Source organism: Microbulbifer agarilyticus (assembly GCF_001999945.1).
Taxonomy (GTDB): Bacteria; Pseudomonadota; Gammaproteobacteria; order Pseudomonadales; family Cellvibrionaceae; genus Microbulbifer; species Microbulbifer agarilyticus_A.
The window spans coordinates 3,074,413-3,095,100 of the sequence record NZ_CP019650.1; the positions used below are offsets into that span (position 1 = coordinate 3,074,413).

The window sequence follows — 20,688 nt, forward strand, 5'->3', positions numbered from 1 at the left end:
CCCATGAACGCCACCCTATCTGAGAGCCAGTCGGCCTCGCCCGCGGACATCCAGCTGGATGTTCAGCGGGCCACCACACACACCGCCCTACCCAGCGACGAGGACTTGGCCCTCTGGGCCGCCGCCGCTGTGGGCACGCACCGCGCTGAAGCTGAGATTTCCCTGCGTATCGTCGATGAAGACGAGAGTCAGGCGCTCAACAGCCAATATCGTGGCAAAGACAAACCCACCAATGTGCTCTCGTTTCCCGCCGATATCCCGCCGGAACTCGGCCTGCCCCTGCTGGGCGACCTGGTGATTTGCGCCCAGGTAGTGGCGCGAGAAGCGGAACAGCAGCACAAAGCATGTTCGGCCCACTGGGCACACATGGTGGTCCATGGCACACTGCATCTATTGGGTTACGACCATATCGAGGACGATGAAGCCGAGATCATGGAAAATCTCGAAACCCGGATACTGGCAGGACTTGGGATCGACGATCCCTACCAGCCAACTGAAGCGCCCACAAAAGGCGTCTAAATAGACAAATGACAAACGGAATCGACGAGTAAAGCGGAGTATGGCCACATCCATGACCACCGACGAACCCCCAAGTAGCTCCTCTTCCAACCGCCCTCGGTCGGGGGAGAAAAACTGGTTGGAGAAAATATTGGGCGCCTTTTCGCAAGAGCCCAAATCCCGTGATGAGCTACTAGAAATCATCAAGGACGCCGCCGAAAACAAGGTGGTGGACGCCGAGGCATTAACCATCATCGAAGGTGCGCTGGACGTTTCCAGCCAGCAGGTGCGGGAAATCATGATTCCGCGCTCGCAGATGGTGGTCGTCAGTATCGAAGACTGCCCCAAAGACTTCCTTCCCAAGATCATCGAATCCGGCCACTCCCGCTTCCCGGTCGTGGGCGAAAGTATCGACGATATCCGCGGTATCCTGCTGGCCAAAGACCTGCTGCCGCTGGTATTGAAGGGTGTGGATGAATTCCGTCTGGAAGACCATATCCGCCCCGCCAACATCATCCCCGAAAGCAAACGCCTGAATATCCTGCTGAAGGAATTCCGCGAAAACCGCTATCACATGGCGGTCGTCATCGACGAATACGGTGGCGTCTCGGGCGTGGTGACTATTGAAGATATCCTCGAAGAAATCGTCGGCGAAATCGAAGACGAGACGGACGAGGAAGAAGAAGATAGCTTCATCCGCAAGGTGAGCGACAACGACTATGTCGTTAAGGCACTCACCCCCATTGAGGAATTTAACGAGTTCTTCGCCTGTGAGTTCAGCGACGAGGAATTCGATACCGTGGGCGGCCTGATCATGCAGTCCTTTGGCCACCTGCCCGGGCGGGATGAAATCACCAAGCTCGGAGATTTCCAGTTCCGCGTTCTTTACGCCGACAACCGGCAGATCCATCTGCTGCGCGTGAGTCGGTTCGACAAGCCCGCTGAAGAAGATGGCTGATGCGTAAACCTCTGCCCGCCGTGGCCGCCCTGATTGCAGGCGGCCTGATGACCCTTTCCTTTGCCCCATACAACTTGTGGTGGTGCGGCCTGCTGTCACTCGGGCTGTTTGCCTGGCTACTGGCGCCGGGTCTCAAGGCGCAAAAGCTTTCTGGGAAAAACACCTTCTGGTTAGCACTGTGTTACGGGGTGGGCCTGTTTGCCACCGGCGGCTCCTGGGTATACGTGTCTATTACCGACTTTGGCAACTCATCACCACTGCTCGGCGTCATTCTTACCGGTGCTTTTGTAGGCATTCTGGCAGTGCTACTGGCACTGCCATTTGTATTGATCTCGCGCTTTCGCACCAACCCGATTTCCTTCGCCCTCGCCTTTGCCGCACTGTGGTTTTTCAGCGAGTGGTTGCGCACCTGGATGTTTACCGGGTTCCCCTGGTTGTTTGCCGGCTACGGACACATCCACACCTGGCTAGCCGGCTGGGCACCCATCGTCAGCGTGTACGGTATCGGCCTGTTGCTGGCGTTTACCGCGGCGGTGATTGCACTTTTTGCGCGCCGCACCTTCGAATCGTGGAAGTCTCCTACCGCCATAACGCTCGCGGCTGTTGCGCTGTTGATCTGGCCACTGGGCTTGCTGCTCAGCAGTATCCAATGGACCGAAGCCAGCGAAGACACCCGTACCATCGGCCTGGTGCAGGCGAATATCCCGCAGGAAAAAAAGTGGCTCCCCGAGTTTCGCGGCAAAACGATTCGACGCTACCAGACTGCCACTCAGGATCTGCACTCCCAGGGTGTCGACGTCATTATCTGGCCGGAAGCCGCACTCCCTCTGCTCTACCATCAAGCCCCCAACCTGATTGAAGCACTGCAAGAAAACGCACTGAATACGCAAAAGGACCTGATCACCGGCATCCTCTACGATACCGAGCGCGATCACCGTCGCGTGGTACACAATTCTGCGGCGGTCTTTGGCAGTGATCAGCAGCTATACCACAAGCGCCACCTGGTGCCCTTTGGCGAATATGTGCCACTGGAAGACTGGATTCGCGGCACCATTGAGTTCTTCAACCTGCCCACGTCATTTATTCGACCTGGGCCCGAAGGTCAGCAGCCGCTGACAGCCGGCGGCTTGAGCTGGGCACCACTCATTTGCTATGAAATTGTCTACCCACAGCTGGTGGCGGAGAGTAGCGGCGATGCACAGGTACTACTCACGCTGAGTAATGACGCCTGGTTTGGAGACTCCATCGGCCCGCTGCAACATATGCAAATGGCCCAGATGCGCGCACTGGAAACTCGGCGCTATCTGGTACGCGGTACCAACACCGGCGTCACCGCAATTGTTTCTCCCGATGGCGTAATCACAGAACAACTACCGCAGTTCGAACAGGCCACACTGGTTGGACAGGTACAAGCGCGCAGTGGTCTGACCCCGTTTATGGTGATTGGTGTTTGGGGTCTGGTGGCACTCGCAACACTGATGCTGCTGGCGGCTGTAATCCTGCAAAAGCGCCCGGAAACAGTCACTGACGGCGCGCTAACCGGAGCGCCCGACTAAGGCCTTTTTGAGGCTTTTTTGGTACAAGCGTTTCTAATAGAAAAATCCGGGCGGCTGTTACCCCGCTTTGCCGTCCGGTTTCACCCGGCGCGCCCTAATTTGTTTCACATTTCATCGCAAGCGGCCTTGCGGCTGCTATTATCGTGAGATATTTGCCCGGCAGTGGATAAACTTGTGTAAGGGATTATCCGACGCGTTACCGCAACACGCCCCCTCATCTCAGCCGGTGCAACTTGTGCAGACAGGAACGTCTGCCCTCGAAAAAGCCGAACGCATTTTTACGGCGTACATTCGGGAACAAGTGGTTTAATTTAAACCGCACTCTTCCACATTCGATGCTGCGCCAACCGGGTTGCAGCAACGGAAAGCGTGCGGCATGGATGCCAGATTTATGCATTGCTTAATCACCGGCGGCACCGGATTGATCGGCCGCCAATTTTGTTCGAAATGGCTGGAGCGGGGAAATAGCCTAACCGTACTCAGCCGCTCACCTGAAAAAGTACACCGACTTTGTGGCGAGTCCGCTACTGCAGTTAGTGACCTCGGCCAAGTGGATCAGCCGGTCGACGTCGTGGTTAATCTTGCCGGAGAGACCATTTCCAAACGCTGGAGCGAGGCGCGCAAAGCAGAGATTCGGCGTTCGCGCATCGAAACCACCAACGATCTTGTCCGCTGGATACTCGCGCAACCACAGCGCCCCAAATACGTCCTGTCTGGTTCGGCGGTGGGTTTCTATGGAGACCGGGGTGGCGACCTGCTCAAGGAAACCAGCGGGCCCGGCGGCGGGTTTGCGGCACAACTGTGCCGGGACTGGGAAGCCGCCACCCTACCTCTGCAACAGGCTGGTATCTGTGTCGGCATCATGCGCACGTCCATCGTTCTGTCGCCAGACGGCGGCGCCCTAAAAGAAATGCTTCCTGCCTTCAAGGCGGGACTGGGTGGCCCAATGGGCTCCGGTGAGCAATGGATGAGCTGGATACACGAGGCGGATATCGTCGGCCTGATTCTGCACGCCATCGACCGACATTTGTGCGTCCCGTTCAACGCGTGCGCCCCGGAACCGGTGACCAACAGCAGCTTCTCCCGACTGCTGGCGAAACAGCTGCATCGGCCCTGCCTGCTCCGTACGCCAGAGTGGCTACTCAAAATGTTGTTTGGGGAAATGGCAGAGGAACTACTGCTGGCCAGCCAGCGCATGGAGCCCCGCACAGCGCTGGATAGTGGGTACAGTTTTCAGTACCCGACTTTGGAAAAAGCACTGGCAGACCTGCTTGCTCCACCAGGGGGCGCGGGCAATACCCACGTATCACCCAGGGGCCACTAGAGCGGAGATCACGCTGCCGCGCTACTGCGCGTCAACACCTGTTCCAGATAATTGCGTGCGGCCTCCGAGGTAACCGGGTCCGCCTTGCACTCCATTGGTGCAGAACCAACCCACTGTGCGTGCCAGCGGAACCAGTTGTGCGCTTCGCCAGCCGCATCAACCTCGTTGGTGGCTTCAGTACGCTCGCCCCCGTCTTGGCGCAGCTCGACAAAGTCGGTCTGCTCCGGGTCCAACTTGAACTCACGGACGATCTGACCAACAAAGGTCTCGAAATTTTTGCTGAATTTGGCGCTACTTTCCGCGCCGGCGGATAGCATCACCAGGTGCCGGCTGCCGCGGCGAGCCAGCTTGAACCCGACCCACACGGGGCGATTTAGACGATTGTGTAGCTGAATGGGTGAAAACGACGCGGGAAACTCCGACATCAGTACGTACCTCTATATTTTTTGTTGTTATTCGCTAGGTCGCCCTGCAAAACGCCTGCCGTGATTCGGTCAGAACCTGCGACAGTCAGCAATAGGGTTAGCCATACTAGTTTTATCCGAAACTAACGGCAACCACCGGACACCTACAACACAGCGACAAACACACTCAACACTGGCGGCGCGCAGGCAATGCGCGCCACCGATACCACTGCATACCCAATAACTCGCGCCAATAGACCTGAGTCCGTATCAGGGCGCCAGCACTGGGCAACCAGCGCAACAAGCCACTCTCCCCCTTGGGTACCAATTCACCAGGGCCACCTACCGCCAGTGGCCGAACCTGCAGTCCGGCACGAGCGAACACATCCGCAGCGCGGGGCATATGCCACCAGTGGGTTACCAGGAGTACGTTTTCGACCCCGGCATCGTGCAGAAGTGCCGCGGAATTGGCAGCATTTTCCGCCGTAGTGCGACTGCAATTCTCACGCCAAGTCACATTACGGCCAAACAGGTCCTCGAGGGCCGTGGCCATCAAGGCGGATTCCGGCTGCTTTTCCCCCGTAAATACGCGCCCACCGGAAACCAGGATTGGCAACCCCTCTGGCGCTTCCTGTACCGCCCAGGCCACCCGCTCCAGACTCGCCGCAGACAAACGCTCGCGCCCCTGCTCCTCATCCCGGTAGCGGCCGCCACCCAGAATCACCACGGCTGCCGGCTCTACTTCCGGTGCTTCTTGCTGCTGATTAACCAGCCGCTGCCCAAGCCATTGGGCAAAAGCCGGGGTCGCGCAGATCCACAACGAGAGAAAACACAGAACCGCAAGCGGCACAGAAAGCTTGGCGAGCGGGGAACTCGCGGGGAAAAACCAGAATGCGAGCGCCATCAGCAGCCCCACCAAGGGCGCAAATGGTGGCATCGCGAGAGTGGTAAGTGCGGTTTGCAGTTCCATCTTCAGTGTGATCGATCGTCCTTGTTCACTCAGGGGCGGAGAATACGGCTATTCGGCCTCGCTGGCACCCTCTGCCTGCGGTCCGGCCATCAACTGGCGGAAGCACCCGTAGCCACAGCGGTGGCAGGGGGTGATCTCAGAACCGGCAGCCGGCAGGGCCCGATAACCGCAGCCGAGGCACTGCAACGCCTCACCCTCTCCGGCCTCCTCCCCTGCCAGCGCCCAGGCCTCTCCGCGCTTGATACAGCGCATAATCGCCGGCCACACGGTCTTGGTGGGGTCCGCTGCATCCAACAGCCAGTCCCCAACCCGCTCTTCCTGAGTAATCAGCTCATCACCCAGGTCCCGCAGGTAGTCGTCCGCGCGGTGTACATCATCCTTGAGCCAGGCATTCAGAAAGGCCGCCTTGCGTGCAGTGAACTGCTCAACATCCAGCTCCTCGCCCACCAACTTTTCCAGTTCACGCCTGGCCTCGGTGGAAAGCTTGCCTTCCTGGTCCGGCAGATCGGGATTCGCAGCCTCTTTAGGTTCCTTACTCACCCTATCCCTCCTATAATTCGCCGTTTTCCGGCCGGCCTTAGTGTCCCGGCCAGAATCGCCAAATAGATCGAATCACAGAGTATAGGTTCCCCACAGATGGAAGAGCAGTACAACCCCTCCGCAGTCGAAGCCGCGGCCCAGGAGCATTGGGCCGAGCAGAAGAGCTTCGAAGTAAAGGAAGACCCCAGCCGCGAAAAATTCTACTGCCTGTCCATGTTCCCCTATCCCAGCGGCAAGCTGCACATGGGGCACGTGCGCAACTACACCATCACCGACGTGATCTCCCGCTACCAGCGCATGCAGGGCAAAAACGTACTGCATCCCATGGGCTGGGACGCCTTCGGCCTGCCGGCAGAAAACGCCGCCATCCAGAACAAGACTGCGCCGGCCAAGTGGACCTACTCCAACATCGACTACATGAAAGGCCAGCTCAAAGCCCTCGGCTTTGGCTTCGACTGGTCCCGCGAACTGGCCACCTGCCAGCCGTCCTACTACCGCTGGGAGCAGTGGTTCTTCACTCGCCTGTACAAGAAAGGCCTGGTGTACAAGAAGATGGCCACGGTCAACTGGGACCCGGTGGACCACACCGTACTTGCCAACGAGCAGGTAATCGACGGCCGCGGCTGGCGCTCAGGCGCCGTGGTGGAGCGCAAGGAAATCCCGCAGTGGTTTATCAAGATCACCGACTACGCCGAAGAATTGTTGGCCGACCTCGACAAGTTGCCACACTGGCCAGAACAGGTGCGCACTATGCAGCGCAACTGGATCGGTAAAAGTAAAGGCATCGACCTGAGCTTCGCCCTGCCGCAAACCATTGCCGGTGTCGACCACTTTGATGTGTACACCACCCGCCCGGACACCCTGATGGGCGTGACCTATGTGTCTCTGGCCGCCGAGCACCCGATTGCGCTGGAGCTGGCGGAGAGCAACCCCGAGCTCAAAGCGTTTATCGCCGAGTGTAAAAAGCAGTCCATGTCCGAGGCCGATATGGCCACCATGGATAAGAAGGGCATGGACACCGGCCTCAAGGCCATCCACCCACTGACCGGCGAAGAAGTACCGGTATGGGTCGCCAACTACGTACTGATGGATTACGGCTCTGGCGCCGTTATGGCAGTACCAGCCCACGACCAGCGCGACTGGGAGTTTGCCAAGAAATACGACCTGCCGATCAAGCAGGTTATTGCACCGGCCAACGACGAAGCGATCGATCTGGACAAAGAAGCCTTTGTTGAGAAGGGTAAGCTGGTCAATTCCGGTGGCTTCGACGGTCTCGATTTCGACGCCGCCTTCAATGCCATTGCCGATGGCCTGGAAGCCGCGGGCAAGGGCCGCGTCACCACCAACTACCGCCTCCGCGACTGGGGTGTATCCCGTCAGCGCTACTGGGGCGCACCTATCCCCATGCTCAATCTGGCAGACGGCAGCGAGATTCCGGTACCGGCAGAAAAACTTCCGATCCTGCTGCCAGAAGAAGTCGAGCTGGACGGCGTAACCTCGCCGATCAAATCCGACCCCGAGTGGCGCAAAGACGAATACAACGGTGAAGCCGTTGAGCGCGAAACCGATACCTTCGACACCTTTATGGAGTCCAGCTGGTACTACGCGCGCTACACCTGCCCCGACTTCGAAGAAGGCATGCTCGACCCGGACCGCGCCAACTACTGGCTGCCGGTGGATCAGTATGTAGGCGGTATCGAACACGCCATCCTGCACCTGCTCTACGCACGCTTCTTCCACAAACTGATGCGCGACGAAGGCCTGGTGAAGAGCGACGAGCCCTTCAAGCAGCTGCTGTGCCAGGGCATGGTGCTGGCCGAGTCCTTCTACAAAGAAGTGGAAGGTGCGCACAAAATTTGGGTGAACCCTGCGGACGTCGACGTAGAACGCGACGAAAAAGGCAAAACCATCCGCGCGGTTGAGCGCGCTACCGGTGAAGAAGTCATTGCCGGCGGCGTCGTGAAAATGTCCAAGTCCAAGAACAACGGCATCGACCCGCACGCCGCGGTGGAGCAGTACGGTGCGGACACCGTACGCCTATTCACCATGTTCGCCGCGCCCCCCGAGCAAACCCTCGAGTGGCACGACTCCGGTGTAGAAGGCGCCAGCCGCTTCCTGCGCAAGCTCTGGAAAACCGTGCAGAGCCATGTTGCCGCCGGCGATAGCGCCGCGGCGACACAAACAGCCGCTGCGATTGACATAGACAACCTGAGCGACAAGCAACAGCAACTGCGACGCAAGACCCACGAAACCATTCAGAAAGTCAGCGACGACTACGGCCGTCGCCAGACCTTCAACACCGCCGTTGCCGCGGTAATGGAATTGCTGAACGAAGTCGGCAAGATCGCCGAACGCGACTCCGCCAACGGCCTCGCCGTAGAGCGCGAAGCCCTGCAAGCTGCGACACTGCTGCTTGCCCCGGTTACCCCACATATCAGCCACGAACTGTGGTGTGCACTGGGTAACAGTGGTGAACTGGTAGACGCCCAGTGGCCACAAGTGGACAAGAAAGCACTGGTTCGCTCTTCCATCACTCTGGTGGTACAGGTGAACGGCAAGCTGCGCGCGAAACTGGAAGCGCCGGCGGATGCCGACAAAGCAACCCTGGAAAAAATGGCACTGGCGGACGAGAACGTTCTGAAATTTACCGAAGGTAAAACGGTACGCAAGGTGATTGTTGTACCGGGCAAACTGGTCAATATCGTCGCCAACTAAATCGACTATTTCTACGAAGTAAAAGAGCCCAACGCGAAGGACGGGCGCCGGGTACGGGTTTTCAGGAGCGTCGCAAACAGGAAGTTTGCGCCGCAACGCCCAGGGATGGGTTCACAGGGGGGCGCCTAGCCTGGTCCTGAAAACTTTCTCCCGGTGCTGGGCCGCCACGAAACCAGAACAAAAACTCAACGGACAAAGATGAAAATTACACTGCTCCGCACTATTACAATAATTCTGGCCATCACCATTTCAGCCTGTGGCTGGCACCTTCGCGGCGCACCGAAAAACTTCCCTCCGGGCAGCAAGCTCTACATCACCACCCAAGACCCTAGAAGTGAACTGGCCGACAGTATCACTCGCCTACTGCAAACCAGCGGCCTGCCGCTGGCAGAAGAGCCCAGTGAGGCCGACTACACGCTGACCATCCACCAGGAAACCGAAACCAAACGTACCGTTTCTGTGGATGCCAAGGGCCGCGCCTCCGAATACGAACTGATCACCAGCGCCGAATACAGCGTGCAAGACAACAACACCGGCCGCGACCTGCTCACCCAGGCCAAAGCCGACGTCTACCGCACACTGGAATGGGACGACAACGAAGTCGTCAGTAAAGGCGAAGAAGAGCGCCTGCAGCGCGAAGAAATGCGCCGCGAACTGATCGGCCGAATTATCGACCGCCTGCGTCGCATCGACATCCGCACCCCGATCACCGACAACCCGGCGCAGCCCTGATATGCCGCGCATCAACCCTCGCCAGCTCAAGCAAAACCTGCGACAGGGCCTCTACCCCATTTACGTAGTTACCGGCGACGAACCGCTGCTGGTGCAGGAATGCTGCGACAGCATTCGTGAGGCAGCCCGCAAGCAAGGGTTTAACGAACGCGACCTGCTGCACGGTGAGCACAATTTCGACTGGGGACAACTGCTCTCCGCCGCCGGCAGCATGTCACTGTTTGCCGACAAAAAAGTCATCGAGCTGCGCCTGCCCGGCGGCAAACCCGGTGACAAAGGCAGTAAAGCCCTGCAGGAATTTGCCGCAACGGCCAATGATGACACCCTGCTATTGTTGGTGTTGCCGCGACTGGACCGCTCCCAGCTCAACAGCAAATGGGTCAAAGCACTCGAGGCCAAGGGTGTACTGATGCAGATCTGGCCCGTGGAAGCCGCGGAAATGCCCCGTTGGATTCACCAGCGCCTGCGGGCCGCGGGATTGGATGCCGAGCCCGAAGCGATCCAGATTCTTTCCGAGCGAGTCGAAGGTAATTTGCTGGCCGCCAGCCAGGAAATCGAAAAGCTGAAACTGCTGGTGCAGGACTCGGTGGTTACCGCAGACATCATGAACAACGCCGTGGCCAGCTCTGCCCGTTACGATGTGTTTGGCCTGATCGACAAGGCACTGGCCGGCGACGCCGCCGGTGCCGTCAGAACCCTGCAAGGCCTGCGCGCCGAAGGTGTCGAAGCGCCCATCGTTTTGTGGGCCATCGCCCGAGAAATTCGCACCCTGCTGGAAACCCAGCAGAAACTCTCGGAAGGCCAGCCGATCAGCCGCCTGGTACGCATCCAGAAGCGTCAATCGCTTATCCAGTCCGCCTGTCAGCGCCTGCGCCCCCGCCACCTGGAAAACTTCCTGATGCGTGCCCGTGCCGTGGATAACGCCATCAAAGGCGGCAAGGAAATGGATCCCTGGGCGGGCCTGCTGGAGCTCACCCTCAACCTTTCTGGCAAGCGCAGCATCTGACCCCCACGCAACATTGCACAGGCGCGATGCTTTCAGCGCCAGAAGGCAAGCCTCCCTCTAGATAAACCGCTAGGATATCCGTTACCGCTCTCAGGGCTTAGTTACCGCCTTGAGAGCACCCCAAAATAACGGCCAGATCCAGTGACGATGCAAAATAATAATAACGGTCCAGCACAAACCGGTACGCACCAGGTCTTTAACCAACCTGAGCCACTGCAGGGGCATAACCTCTACGCCGGGGATGACGCTCTCAAAGAGTCGGTCATTCGCTACGGGGGGCACTGGGGCGAAGATGACCTGCAACGCTATGGGGAAATCTGCGGGCGGCCCGAGTGGATCGAACACGGTTTTCAGGCCAACGCGCACAAACCAGAGTTTGAGCCCCACGACCGCGGCGGCAATCGCATCGACCAGGTCAATTACCACCCCGCCTATCACCAGTTGATGCAGCTAGCAAAAAGCGAAGGACTGCACTCTTCCCCCTGGACAGACCCGCAGCCGGGCGCGCACATCGTGCGCGCGGCGAAGTACTACCTGCACAGTCAGCTGGAATCCGGCCACTGCTGCCCGGTAACCATGACTTTTGCCTGCCTGCCCGCACTACAGAAAAACCCAGCAGTTGCTAAATACTGGCTGCCCAAAATCACGGAACAGGCCTACGATCACAGCAATCGCCCCTATTTCGAAAAGCCGGCGCTCACCATTGGCATGGGTATGACAGAGAAACAGGGCGGATCCGACGTACGCAGCAACACCAGCCAAGCCACACCCTCGCCGGGCGAGACCGCGGGCCTATACACAATTCGTGGCCACAAATGGTTCCTGTCGGCACCCATGTGCGACGGATTCCTGATGCTCGCACAAACCGCCCGAGGCCTGAGCTGTTTTCTGGTACCGCGCTGGCGGCCAGACGGAAGCAAAAACCCAATCGAGATCCAGCGGCTAAAAGATAAGGCCGGTAACGTGGCTAACGCTTCTTCGGAAGTGGAGCTGCGCGATGCCATAGGTTGGCTGGTGGGCGATGAAGGCGCGGGAATAAAAACGATTATCGAGATGGTGGCCCTGACCCGCTTCGACTGCATGATCGGTTCAGCCGCAGCCCAGCGACAGGCAACACTGCAGGCCATCTACCACGCGCAACACCGCTGCGCCTTTGGCAAAAAGCTGTCAGCCCAACCGCTGATGCAAAATGTGCTGGCAGACCTGCAGCTGGAAGTGGAAGGCTCACTGGCACTCAGTATGCGCATGGCGCAGGCACTGGACCACCCGGATGAGGAGCATCAGCAACACCTGTTGCGGCTGGGCGCTGCCGTGGGTAAATACTGGATCTGCAAACGCACGCCGCATCACAACTACGAGGCCATGGAGTGTCTCGGCGGCAACGGCCTGATCGAAAACTTCATTACTGCGCGCCTCTACCGGGATGCACCGGTGAACGCTATCTGGGAGGGCTCAGGCAATATTCAGGCCCTGGATATGCTGCGCACCAAACACAAGGAGCCAGAAATTCTCGACAGCTGGATCGATGAACTGGCAAAGAGCTCCGGTTCCGACCTCTGCTTTGACCGCGCCCTGACTCACCTGAAAGCAGAGCTCAAAAAAGACAATGACTTGGAATACCGCGCCCGTGATATTGCCGACCAGCTGGCACTCACCATGCAGGCCCACCTGTTAATTCAGGGCAGCCCGGCACCGGTAGCCGATGCGTTTATCCAGTCGCGGCTGCACCGGCACAATAGCCACAATGTTGGCACCATTCCATTGGGAGCAGATCTGGATTTACTGATTGAACGCGGCGATCCACTCTCTGGCTAGAGGGGCTCAACTTATACCCGTGTATCCAGCTTAACCTCCTTACTCATCAGGTACGTTTATTTCGTTACCTTCGAGAGGGAGCCCTGACACGGAAACGCTTTCACCGGAATCAGCACGCACCACATCTATACCGACAACATCTGCACTGTAGCTAGAGCTGGCACTAACAGGTGTTGGTACTGACACATCAGGTGATTCACTGTCATTACCTCCACCGCTGCCGCCACCACCGCACCCACTTAGCACCACCGCACAAAGGAATACACTTGATAACGCTGAATGAATTCTCATGATCGACTCCCTGTTACAGCGCTACGTCATAGGTAACTATGAATTGCTGGTGCCCGATGGGTAACGAAATCGGCTCATCCAGCTCCAGCACTAGACTGCCGTTATTGACAAGGTAATCACCCTCTGCCAATAGCTGATCTTGAGCGTCCAGCATTCCATTTTCATTTGCATCAATGTGCAACGCGACCCTATCGATACCAACACCATCATTTCCACTCCCCCGCGCCTGCAACGTTATCGAGCGCAGCTTGAGAGTTGCATTTGTATTCAGCTTAAATACGTTAACTACGATGTTTTGATCCCCACGACCGACTTCCAGATTTTGCAACGAAACGCCACTTCCTTGCACCGCTGCATTGGCAACATCCCAATAAGTCGGATTGAGCGGCTGCACATCTTCACTGTCCTCAACACCATCACCGTCATCATCGGTATCTTGATTGTTGCCGATACCGTCTCCATCGGTATCAATAGATTCGTTCGAGTTGAGAGGCAGCTGGTCTTCCGAGTCAGGGACGCCATCGCCGTCATCATCGGCATCTTCATTGTTGCCGATGCCGTCTCCATCTGTATCAATGGATTCATCTGGATTCAATGGAAGTTGGTCTTCTACGTCGGGAACGCCATCACCATCGTCATCGGTATCCTCATTGTTACCGATACCGTCTCCATCTGTATCAATGGATTCATCTGGATTCAATGGTAGTTGGTCTTCTACGTCGGGAACGCCATCACCATCGTCATCGGTATCCTCATTGTTGCCGATACCATCTCCATCTGTATCAACGGACTCGCCCGGATTTAACGGTAATTGGTCTACCGCGTCAGGAACGCCGTCACCGTCGTCATCGGTATCTTCATTGTTACCGATACCGTCTCCATCTGAGTCGAGCCACTCGGCAGGATCATCAGGAAATGCATCGACACTATCCTCCACACCGTCGTTATCACGGTCTGTATCGGAATTGTCTCCGATACCATCCCCATCAGCATCACCAGATTCCGTCGGGTCGAACGGAAAATGATCCAAGTCATCGACGACCCCATCATCATCAAGATCGACGTGCTGTGCGACATCAGACCCAAGTAGAAACGCGCCGTTTATGACATTAACAATACTGTTGCCGTCCGCCGTCTCCGCGGAGATCTTCAACGCGACCTCTGACACTCCATCAATTACGGGTAAGGGCATCACATACTTCCCGTCGAGATATTCGGAATTCAGAACCTCCCAGGCACCACCGTCCAATGTAATCTCCACCATGAACTCAGAAATTGCCTGAGCTTCATCGAGATAAACATTGATCGCAGCATTGCTCTCCGCGTAAACCGATACATTCCCGTCACTGATCAACTCCACCATTTTGATACGGGGTGAAACCGACTGATCCATATTTGCCATACGAACTGTCGAAGTCGACTCTAACTTGGTGTCTCCAAGAAAAACAGGATAACGAAACTCTACCTCGACCAAGTTGCAGCCGGAGTAATCACTAAACAAGGAGGCGTGTATTACTGAACCACTGGACAACGAATGGCCTGTATCAGCACATGACGCGGAGTACGTGACCTCCTCCGAATACCCATTACCCCAACTGTCAGATACCGACTTTAAGGCCACGTAACCATTACGATCGGGTTGTAGTCGATACTGGCCGCCTTCATTTTCCAGTTGTGCGGACCAGAACCGGAGCCCTTGCCCCATGACCATGTCACCGTTTTCCCGAGCCAGAAATATTGAGACCCGGTCCACATCTGAATCACCCCGATTGAGCTTTTTATAACCATCTTCGCCTATGGAAAGCTCCGCTGAATCAGAGCCCGTATCGCCCCCCACTATCCACGTGCTAAATGTCGGAAATGTCGGCCATCCAATCGGCATCGACTCGTCGCCGTGAAGTGTCAGTAGCATCGATTGATTATGCTCTTCGCTGATACTGCCCCCCCCTCAGTTCCCGCCCGCTCGTAATAACTCATAACCCAGGTGACAAGCTCATAACCCGAGAGGTTCCACAAGGGGTTACTAATTAACAATCGAGAAGAGTGGAAGTTCTCGACGTCAAACGTAATATCTTCCGCTGGAGCATCCTGCTGAGTTTTCAGGAAATACAAATCGCGACTATAGGGACTCTGGCTTGAGTCCTGTATCACTCCCATATAGCCAAATTTGAATCCCGGTGTCAGACCGGAAAACTTTGTCGGATCTAAGTCTCCACCAAACCCTCTCCGCAACCGGAAGTCAGGGTTTCCAGCGTGCGTCACCTCCACGACCTGCTCAACAAACTCAGCCTGCCTCCCGGTACCTAAATCTGGTTTCACAATACGGAACCCATTGAGACCAGCGGGAACTACGATTGCCCCATCTGCTGCAAGGTGCCCGGTAACACCGTGTAATGTGTCCGTACCCCATGTTTCTACAATACCCGTTACTGGCTGATCGCGCACAGCAACATATAGTGAACTTTCACTGCTATCGTAGGAGTCTGTATATCCTGAATAGATATGATCTTGATCAAAGAGCTGCGCACTGTAGCTCCAGTAGTCATATGGAGTTTGCGATGACTTCACTTGCAACAGCTCCGCGCGATGAAACCCAACCGGAATATTCACCGTATCTTCCGCCGACTCCAGTCTTAAACTCGAACCGAATGCCGTGCGAAGATCATCTGGAAAATCGAGCACTTCGGTGTCAACATCTAATTTGGCAGTCATCAACCGCTCGCTAGCCGAATCAACTGTAAACTGTGTTTCGTCAGGCACTAGACGCGCCCCCTCAGGGAATCCGCCGGAATCCGTCATATCGATAGTAGCTTCGCCACCCAAGCTCTTCACGACGAGACTGACATCAAAATCACTATCGATCGTATGTTCACCCACGTGCCCTAAATACATAGTGGCCGGAGAAACAAGAAATTTCGCTTGTGCCGAGCGCGCCACATTCACCAAGCCCGCACCGACATCGGCAATATTCCCAGCGACAGTCGATGCCTGGTTAACCAGCAAGGATTTGATGTCCTGACTACTTAGTGTCGGGTGCAGCTGGCGCAGCAGAGCCGCAGCGCCCGCTACATGTGGTGCGGCCAATGATGTTCCGGAATAACTTGCATAATTACCGCCAAGGTCGGTGGTATAGATGTCTACGCCGGGCGCCACCAGTTCCGGCTTGACTACATCGGACTGTCTATCCAAGCCGGTACCAAACAGGCCGCGAGAACTGAAACTTGCGAGAGTGCCGAAATCATCGACAGCGCCGACGGTAACAACGTCCGTGGCGCTACCTGGTGCTTTGATAGAATTTAGCCATGGGCCATCATTCCCTGCAGCGGCGACCACCACCACACCTGCCTGCATTGCTGCATTTGCAGCTAATGAAACGGCCGCTGAGCTACCGCCCCATCCGCCCAGGCTCAGGTTGATCACATCCACTGCGTCGTCAGTCATCGGATCACCGTCGGGATCCACCGCGCGCTCGATACCAGCAATGATCTGATCGTCCCACCCTTCACCATTCTCATCGAGTACCTTGTATGCATGCAGCGTGGCCCCAGGCGCAACGCCCAGTAAAGTGCCATCAGCAGCAACTACACCGGCCACAACAGTGCCGTGGGAATGGTCGTCCATTGGATCGGCGTCATTATTGACGAAATCCCAGCCCGCGGAGACTTTACAGCCATTGCCGAAGCACCCGCCCAGGTCTGGGTGCGTGTAATCGATCCCGGTGTCAAGAATGGCAACGGTGATTCCCTCACCAGTTAAAGAACTGCCGCTGCCATCCTGCATCGCCCATACCGCCGGCACACCGATCTGGTCGAGACTCGTAGTGAGCAGCACACCCATCTTGCGACTGAGCGTGACCGATTGAACGTCCGGCATTGCCAACACCTTGTCGATGTCACCAGCCTTCATATTTGTCGCGATCGCATTGACTACGCGGTGGAATCGCCTGATCTTTCCGCGCGTGAGCTGACTCGAGCGCAGTCTGCCAATCAACTGTGCTTGGGTGGATTCCATTTGACGAAGCATGGTCACCACCGAAGACGACATCGTCGTGCGGCTCGCTCCTGCAACCCTAGTCTTGATTTGTTTAACCAATGGCGGCTGACGGAGGTGAATTAATACGCGAACATCTTGATTGGGAGGAATGTCAGAAAAGTCCAACAATTGCGACTGGGAACCGGTACCGACTCTCTTTGCTTCTTGTAAATCCGCAGCGAGAAACGTGGGCGCGGTGTTGGCCGCTGCCCCGGTGGCAACACAAAAAAAACATAGCCCCAGCAAGTTATTCCATTTTTTTAGCATTATTCCCCCAGGCCCGCTGCTAGCATTAGCATCTCGGCTATCGATTATTTTTTACGCATATTATGAGGTCAATTTCGCTGCATAATACTGACCGAGTCGGCAAAAAAATGCGATACAGTCGATCGAAATTCACCGTTAGCTGAGGCACACGTCACACAGAACCTTCTTGAAATAACGGATTCGACTCAATCGCAGAATAAATAGAATGCCTGCGGGAGACTATGCACAACCTTACGCCCGCCCCCATTAACCCCTCCAAAAGCCCAAGAATTTACCCAACAGTATTTGACTCACTCCGGTTTAGGCCGTTTTATACAGGTATATCACCCATTTATCGCATGACATTGATCACTCAATGGAAGTGCCTATCTTGTCAGTCTCCCAAACAATGGAGGTGACTTATGAATTACAAGGTATTGATTGCGGCCACCCTGGCGGCAACCGCAGTGCATGCAAACAGCATCAGCGACCAACTGCCAGAATCCTGGTTTAAAACAGGAAAAACTCCGGCGCTAAGTGCCTGTACCGCAGGAATCGATCGACAACTCAACTATCTTGGCGATAGTAATATTACCTTGCTGTGCGAATCGCCCACGGAGGGCTTTATCACTGCTATGCAACAATTCAGTGCTGAAGAGTTCCGCGGTAGCCGAGTGCGTTTTTCCGCACAAGTAAAAGCCGAGGACGTAAAAGGGTGGAGCGGATTGTGGATGCGCATTGATGCAACGGAAAAGAAAGCTGTCGCCTTCGACAATATGATGGACAGGCCGATTAAAGGTACCCAAGGTTGGAGCCCTTATGAAGTTGTTCTCGATGTACCAGCGGATGGAGAGAGAATCTCATTCGGCGTATTAATAGAAAATCAGGGGCAGGTCTGGCTAAAGGATACCGAATTTGAGGCGGTCCCAACCAACGTCGCGACCACAGGAGCGCTGCAACGAACCAACCCTAACAACCTGAACCTGCAACAGAGATAAGGCGTGAGATGAATCCAATCCTGCGCTTTTTGTTTCCCGGGAGCACTCATCAGGGGCTCCTTGGGGAATTCAGCTTCCGCCGTGCTATCGTTCCAACGGTCCTCTTCGTTGTGATTGTAGGGATTTTCTACCACTTCTCAGGAAAAGGGCCAGCACTGGGTTTACTGGTCAAACTGTGGGCAGCATTCTCCATGGCCTACCTGCTGCTCACCTCTCTGTCACTCTGGCAAGGGAAAAACCCTAGGTGGTACTACGTTCTCTTTACTGCATCACTAGGCGTCACCGTTGGAGGAGGGTTGGCGGCTTTAGTGGCAGCTCTGGAACAACCAGGAAACACTATAAGCTGGCAGTTGATGGCCAGAGAATGGATCACCGGCAGCGCCTTTAGCGCCTTTTTCATTTTCCTATCACTTGGCACCAGTATCGTACGAAACAATGAGCAGCGGAAAGCCAAACAACGCGAACAGGTACTCCAGGCGCAAGTTCGCGCGCTGACCGCGCAGATAGAACCCCACTTCCTGATGAACACCCTCGCAAACCTGCGCTACCTGATGCGCAAGGACGTAGAACAAGCCCAAGTGATGCTTGATCATATGGCCGACTTCTTTCAGGGTGCCCTGAGTCGCGCGAGGGCCACAAAGGCCGACCTCGGCCAAGAACTGGATCTCGTAAAAAGCTATCTGCAAATCATGCAAATTCGGATGGGAAACAAATTACAGTGGTCAATCAATGTTCCGACTGAGCTATTAAGTAATCCCTTTCCCTCACTCATGTTACAAACCCTGGTGGAAAACGCTGTTACTCACGGTATCGCACCAATGGAAAGCACAGGCGAAGTAAAAATTATGTCCGAGCGTCGCAATGGAAACATCCTGTTAACCGTTTCAGATAACGGTGTGGGCATATCCCAAAATCTAGAATCGCCGCTTGGAATAGGCCTCGAAAATACCAGGGCTCGTTTGAATGGATTTTTCCAAGGCAGGGCAAGACTTGCTGTTCAGTCTAATCATTCCGGCACTACCGCGACGATTACCGTTCCTGAGTAAGGACTACAAAATGCCTACTGCGATTATCGCGGATGACGAACCGCTCCTGCGCATGGAATTAGCTGATGCACTTGAAAATCTCTGGCCAGAACTCCGTATTATTGAACATGCAGATAACGGGGCCAAAGCTTTAAGGTATATTGAGGAATACCAGCCCGATATCGCTTTCCTAGATATCCGCATGCCCTCTCTTGACGGCTTGGAAGTCGCTGATCAAGTTCGAGAGAAATGCCAGGTGGTATTTGTCACAGCATATGATGAGCACGCCGTAACCGCCTTCGAACAAGGGGCGATAGATTACGTGCTCAAGCCGATTAAAATGGCACGTCTCGCCGCCACGGTGAGTAGGCTTCGGCAGAGACTGAGCGAAAAACCTGCCAGCGACGAAACATCCAGTAACGAACCGTTGCAGTGGGTCCGTGCCAGCTCGGGTAATAGCCTGCGCTTTTTCCCTGTGCAGGACATCGTATATTTTCGTTCAGATGGGAAGTACACAAAAATCGTGACCAGCGATGATCAAGCACTGATTCGCGAGCCTCTCCGCTCACTAGGACAAACACTCGACTCAAAAATATTCTGGAGAATCAATCGTGGGATTATTGTCAACCTCAGCCATATTTCCCATGTCACCAGAGATGATGAAGGCAAGATGACCGTGCACCTACAGGGCGAAGCCACCTCACTTCCAGTTAGTAAAAATCATCAATCCCAGTTTCGCGGTATGTGAGGTGCACGCAGTAGCCAGAATCGTGTAATCCCACATTTTTACTTGGTAAACCCGTATTACCACGGAATCGGCGAGCCGTCCCAGAACAGGAGCCGACCCGTATCATCCTCGGCCAGATTCTGAATCACGTCCGCAATCCGTGAAGCACTAAGCTCTGTGGAAAAGAGTTTTCCCTCTGTCAGATTGGCCTGGAAAGGTTTGGACAGCGGCGTATCGGTGGTTCCGGGGTGAATTGCCACCACCTTGCAGCTGTCTATTTTGCGCCCCCACTCGATCGACAGGTTCCGTATCAGCATGTTCAGCGCGGCCTTGCTCATGCGGTAGCTGTACCAACCACCCAGGTGATTATCTTCAATACTGCCGACTTTCGCCGAGAGGGATGCCCACGTAAGTGGCGAGCGGCGCTTTAAGAGCGGGTCTAGCGCCTGGGCCAGGTGCAAATGAGTAAGGGCGTTAATTGAGAAACTGCGCAACATTGCGCGGTCGTCGCATTCACGCAGGCTTTTTTCGGGGCGATGATCTTGCCAGTGCAGGGTGCCACAACAGTTCACTACCCAATTGGGCAATGGGCTGCGAAATAACCAGTCCTGTACAGCAGAGACGCTACTCGGGTTTTCCAGCTCAATTTTCAAATGCTGATGGGTAGGCGAAAGGCGGGGAATGTCGTGGCGGCTGATGGTCAGGAATGTGGACTGCGGGAAACGCGCGCACAAGGTTTGCGCCAACGCCGCGCCGACACCACCATGGGCACCGGCAAGTAAAATGCATTGCGGCGATTCAGTACTGGTATCGAGCGCTGGCGTCCCTGCCATAGTCGTTGCCTCGACCTT

The 20,688-nt window shown here is 55.7% G+C and carries 18 protein-coding genes; 11 read left to right on the forward strand and 7 right to left on the reverse strand.

The window, feature by feature from the left end:
* The first annotated feature begins 3 nt into the window (after positions 1 to 3).
* The 4 genes from ybeY to Mag101_RS12815 all read left to right on the forward strand — a co-directional run bounded on the left by ybeY (position 4) and on the right by Mag101_RS12815 (position 4,336).
* Positions 4 to 519 (forward strand): rRNA maturation RNase YbeY, encoded by a 516-nt coding sequence (gene ybeY / locus Mag101_RS12800; RefSeq protein ID WP_077405679.1) that lies wholly within the window; start codon positions 4 to 6, stop codon positions 517 to 519.
* Between the two features lie 40 nt (positions 520 to 559).
* Positions 560 to 1,456, forward strand: coding sequence for an HlyC/CorC family transporter (locus tag Mag101_RS12805; protein ID WP_222231846.1), 897 nt, complete (start codon positions 560 to 562; stop codon positions 1,454 to 1,456).
* Positions 1,456 to 3,012 carry an apolipoprotein N-acyltransferase gene (gene lnt / locus Mag101_RS12810; RefSeq protein ID WP_077405682.1) on the forward strand — a complete coding sequence of 519 codons (1,557 nt, stop codon included), beginning with the start codon at positions 1,456 to 1,458 and terminating at the stop codon, positions 3,010 to 3,012. Before Mag101_RS12805 ends, lnt begins: the two co-directional genes overlap by 1 nt.
* Before the next feature lie 376 nt (positions 3,013 to 3,388).
* Entirely contained in the window at positions 3,389 to 4,336 is a 948-nt protein-coding gene (locus tag Mag101_RS12815; protein ID WP_232325016.1) for a TIGR01777 family oxidoreductase, read from the forward strand.
* Between the two features lie 8 nt (positions 4,337 to 4,344).
* Here the strand turns inward: Mag101_RS12815 and Mag101_RS12820 are convergent, their stop codons facing one another.
* The 3 genes from Mag101_RS12820 to Mag101_RS12830 form a co-directional block, all read right to left on the reverse strand.
* Positions 4,345 to 4,761 carry a hypothetical protein gene (locus Mag101_RS12820; RefSeq protein ID WP_077405685.1) on the reverse strand — a complete coding sequence of 139 codons (417 nt, stop codon included), beginning with the start codon at positions 4,759 to 4,761 and terminating at the stop codon, positions 4,345 to 4,347.
* A gap of 166 nt (positions 4,762 to 4,927) precedes the next feature.
* Positions 4,928 to 5,710 carry a YdcF family protein gene (locus Mag101_RS12825; protein WP_077405688.1) on the reverse strand — a complete coding sequence of 261 codons (783 nt, stop codon included), beginning with the start codon at positions 5,708 to 5,710 and terminating at the stop codon, positions 4,928 to 4,930.
* 48 nt (positions 5,711 to 5,758) lie between these two features.
* Positions 5,759 to 6,250: a zinc ribbon-containing protein gene (locus Mag101_RS12830; protein ID WP_077405691.1), complete on the reverse strand. Its 492-nt coding sequence runs from the start codon at positions 6,248 to 6,250 to the stop codon at positions 5,759 to 5,761.
* A gap of 96 nt (positions 6,251 to 6,346) precedes the next feature.
* Between Mag101_RS12830 and leuS the strand changes: the two genes are divergently transcribed.
* The 4 genes from leuS (at position 6,347) to Mag101_RS12850 (ending at position 12,518) form a co-directional block, all read left to right on the forward strand.
* Positions 6,347 to 8,965, forward strand: coding sequence for a leucine--tRNA ligase (gene leuS / locus Mag101_RS12835; RefSeq protein WP_077405694.1), 2,619 nt, complete (start codon positions 6,347 to 6,349; stop codon positions 8,963 to 8,965).
* A 198-nt stretch (positions 8,966 to 9,163) separates the two neighbouring features.
* Positions 9,164 to 9,697 (forward strand): LPS assembly lipoprotein LptE, encoded by a 534-nt coding sequence (gene lptE / locus Mag101_RS12840; protein WP_077405697.1) that lies wholly within the window; start codon positions 9,164 to 9,166, stop codon positions 9,695 to 9,697.
* Between the two features lies 1 nt (position 9,698).
* Positions 9,699 to 10,703: a DNA polymerase III subunit delta gene (gene holA, locus Mag101_RS12845; RefSeq protein WP_077405700.1), complete on the forward strand. Its 1,005-nt coding sequence runs from the start codon at positions 9,699 to 9,701 to the stop codon at positions 10,701 to 10,703.
* Between the two features lie 147 nt (positions 10,704 to 10,850).
* The gene (locus Mag101_RS12850; protein ID WP_077405703.1) at positions 10,851 to 12,518 is read left to right on the forward strand and encodes an acyl-CoA dehydrogenase family protein; all 1,668 of its coding nucleotides are present in this window, start codon (positions 10,851 to 10,853) and stop codon (positions 12,516 to 12,518) included.
* A 39-nt stretch (positions 12,519 to 12,557) separates the two neighbouring features.
* Here the strand turns inward: Mag101_RS12850 and Mag101_RS17885 are convergent, their stop codons facing one another.
* Genes Mag101_RS17885 through Mag101_RS12860 form a run of 3 tightly spaced genes read right to left on the reverse strand, consistent with a single transcriptional unit; the run spans position 12,558 to position 17,108 of the window.
* On the reverse strand, positions 12,558 to 12,809 hold the full coding sequence (locus Mag101_RS17885) for a hypothetical protein (protein WP_157520380.1): 252 nt from the start codon (positions 12,807 to 12,809) through the stop codon (positions 12,558 to 12,560).
* Positions 12,810 to 12,822: 13 nt separating this feature from the next.
* Positions 12,823 to 14,721, reverse strand: coding sequence for a thrombospondin type 3 repeat-containing protein (locus tag Mag101_RS12855; protein WP_198039989.1), 1,899 nt, complete (start codon positions 14,719 to 14,721; stop codon positions 12,823 to 12,825).
* Complete coding sequence (locus Mag101_RS12860; RefSeq protein WP_077405709.1) at positions 14,712 to 17,108, reverse strand: S8 family peptidase; 2,397 nt, start codon at positions 17,106 to 17,108, stop codon at positions 14,712 to 14,714. The genes Mag101_RS12855 and Mag101_RS12860 overlap by 10 nt, the downstream gene beginning before the upstream one ends.
* 401 nt (positions 17,109 to 17,509) lie before the next feature.
* Between Mag101_RS12860 and Mag101_RS12865 the strand changes: the two genes are divergently transcribed.
* Genes Mag101_RS12865 through Mag101_RS12875 form a run of 3 tightly spaced genes read left to right on the forward strand, consistent with a single transcriptional unit; the run spans position 17,510 to position 19,858 of the window.
* Positions 17,510 to 18,085, forward strand: a complete 576-nt coding sequence (locus Mag101_RS12865) for a hypothetical protein (protein WP_077405712.1) — start codon at positions 17,510 to 17,512, stop codon at positions 18,083 to 18,085.
* 8 nt (positions 18,086 to 18,093) lie between these two features.
* On the forward strand, positions 18,094 to 19,131 hold the full coding sequence (locus tag Mag101_RS12870; RefSeq protein ID WP_077405714.1) for a sensor histidine kinase: 1,038 nt from the start codon (positions 18,094 to 18,096) through the stop codon (positions 19,129 to 19,131).
* Between the two features lie 10 nt (positions 19,132 to 19,141).
* Complete coding sequence (locus Mag101_RS12875; protein ID WP_077405718.1) at positions 19,142 to 19,858, forward strand: LytR/AlgR family response regulator transcription factor; 717 nt, start codon at positions 19,142 to 19,144, stop codon at positions 19,856 to 19,858.
* Positions 19,859 to 19,914: 56 nt separating this feature from the next.
* On the opposite strand, the gene Mag101_RS12880 is transcribed toward Mag101_RS12875, so the two are convergent.
* Entirely contained in the window at positions 19,915 to 20,670 is a 756-nt protein-coding gene (locus Mag101_RS12880; RefSeq protein WP_077405721.1) for an SDR family oxidoreductase, read from the reverse strand.
* Between the last annotated feature and the right edge of the window lie 18 nt (positions 20,671 to 20,688).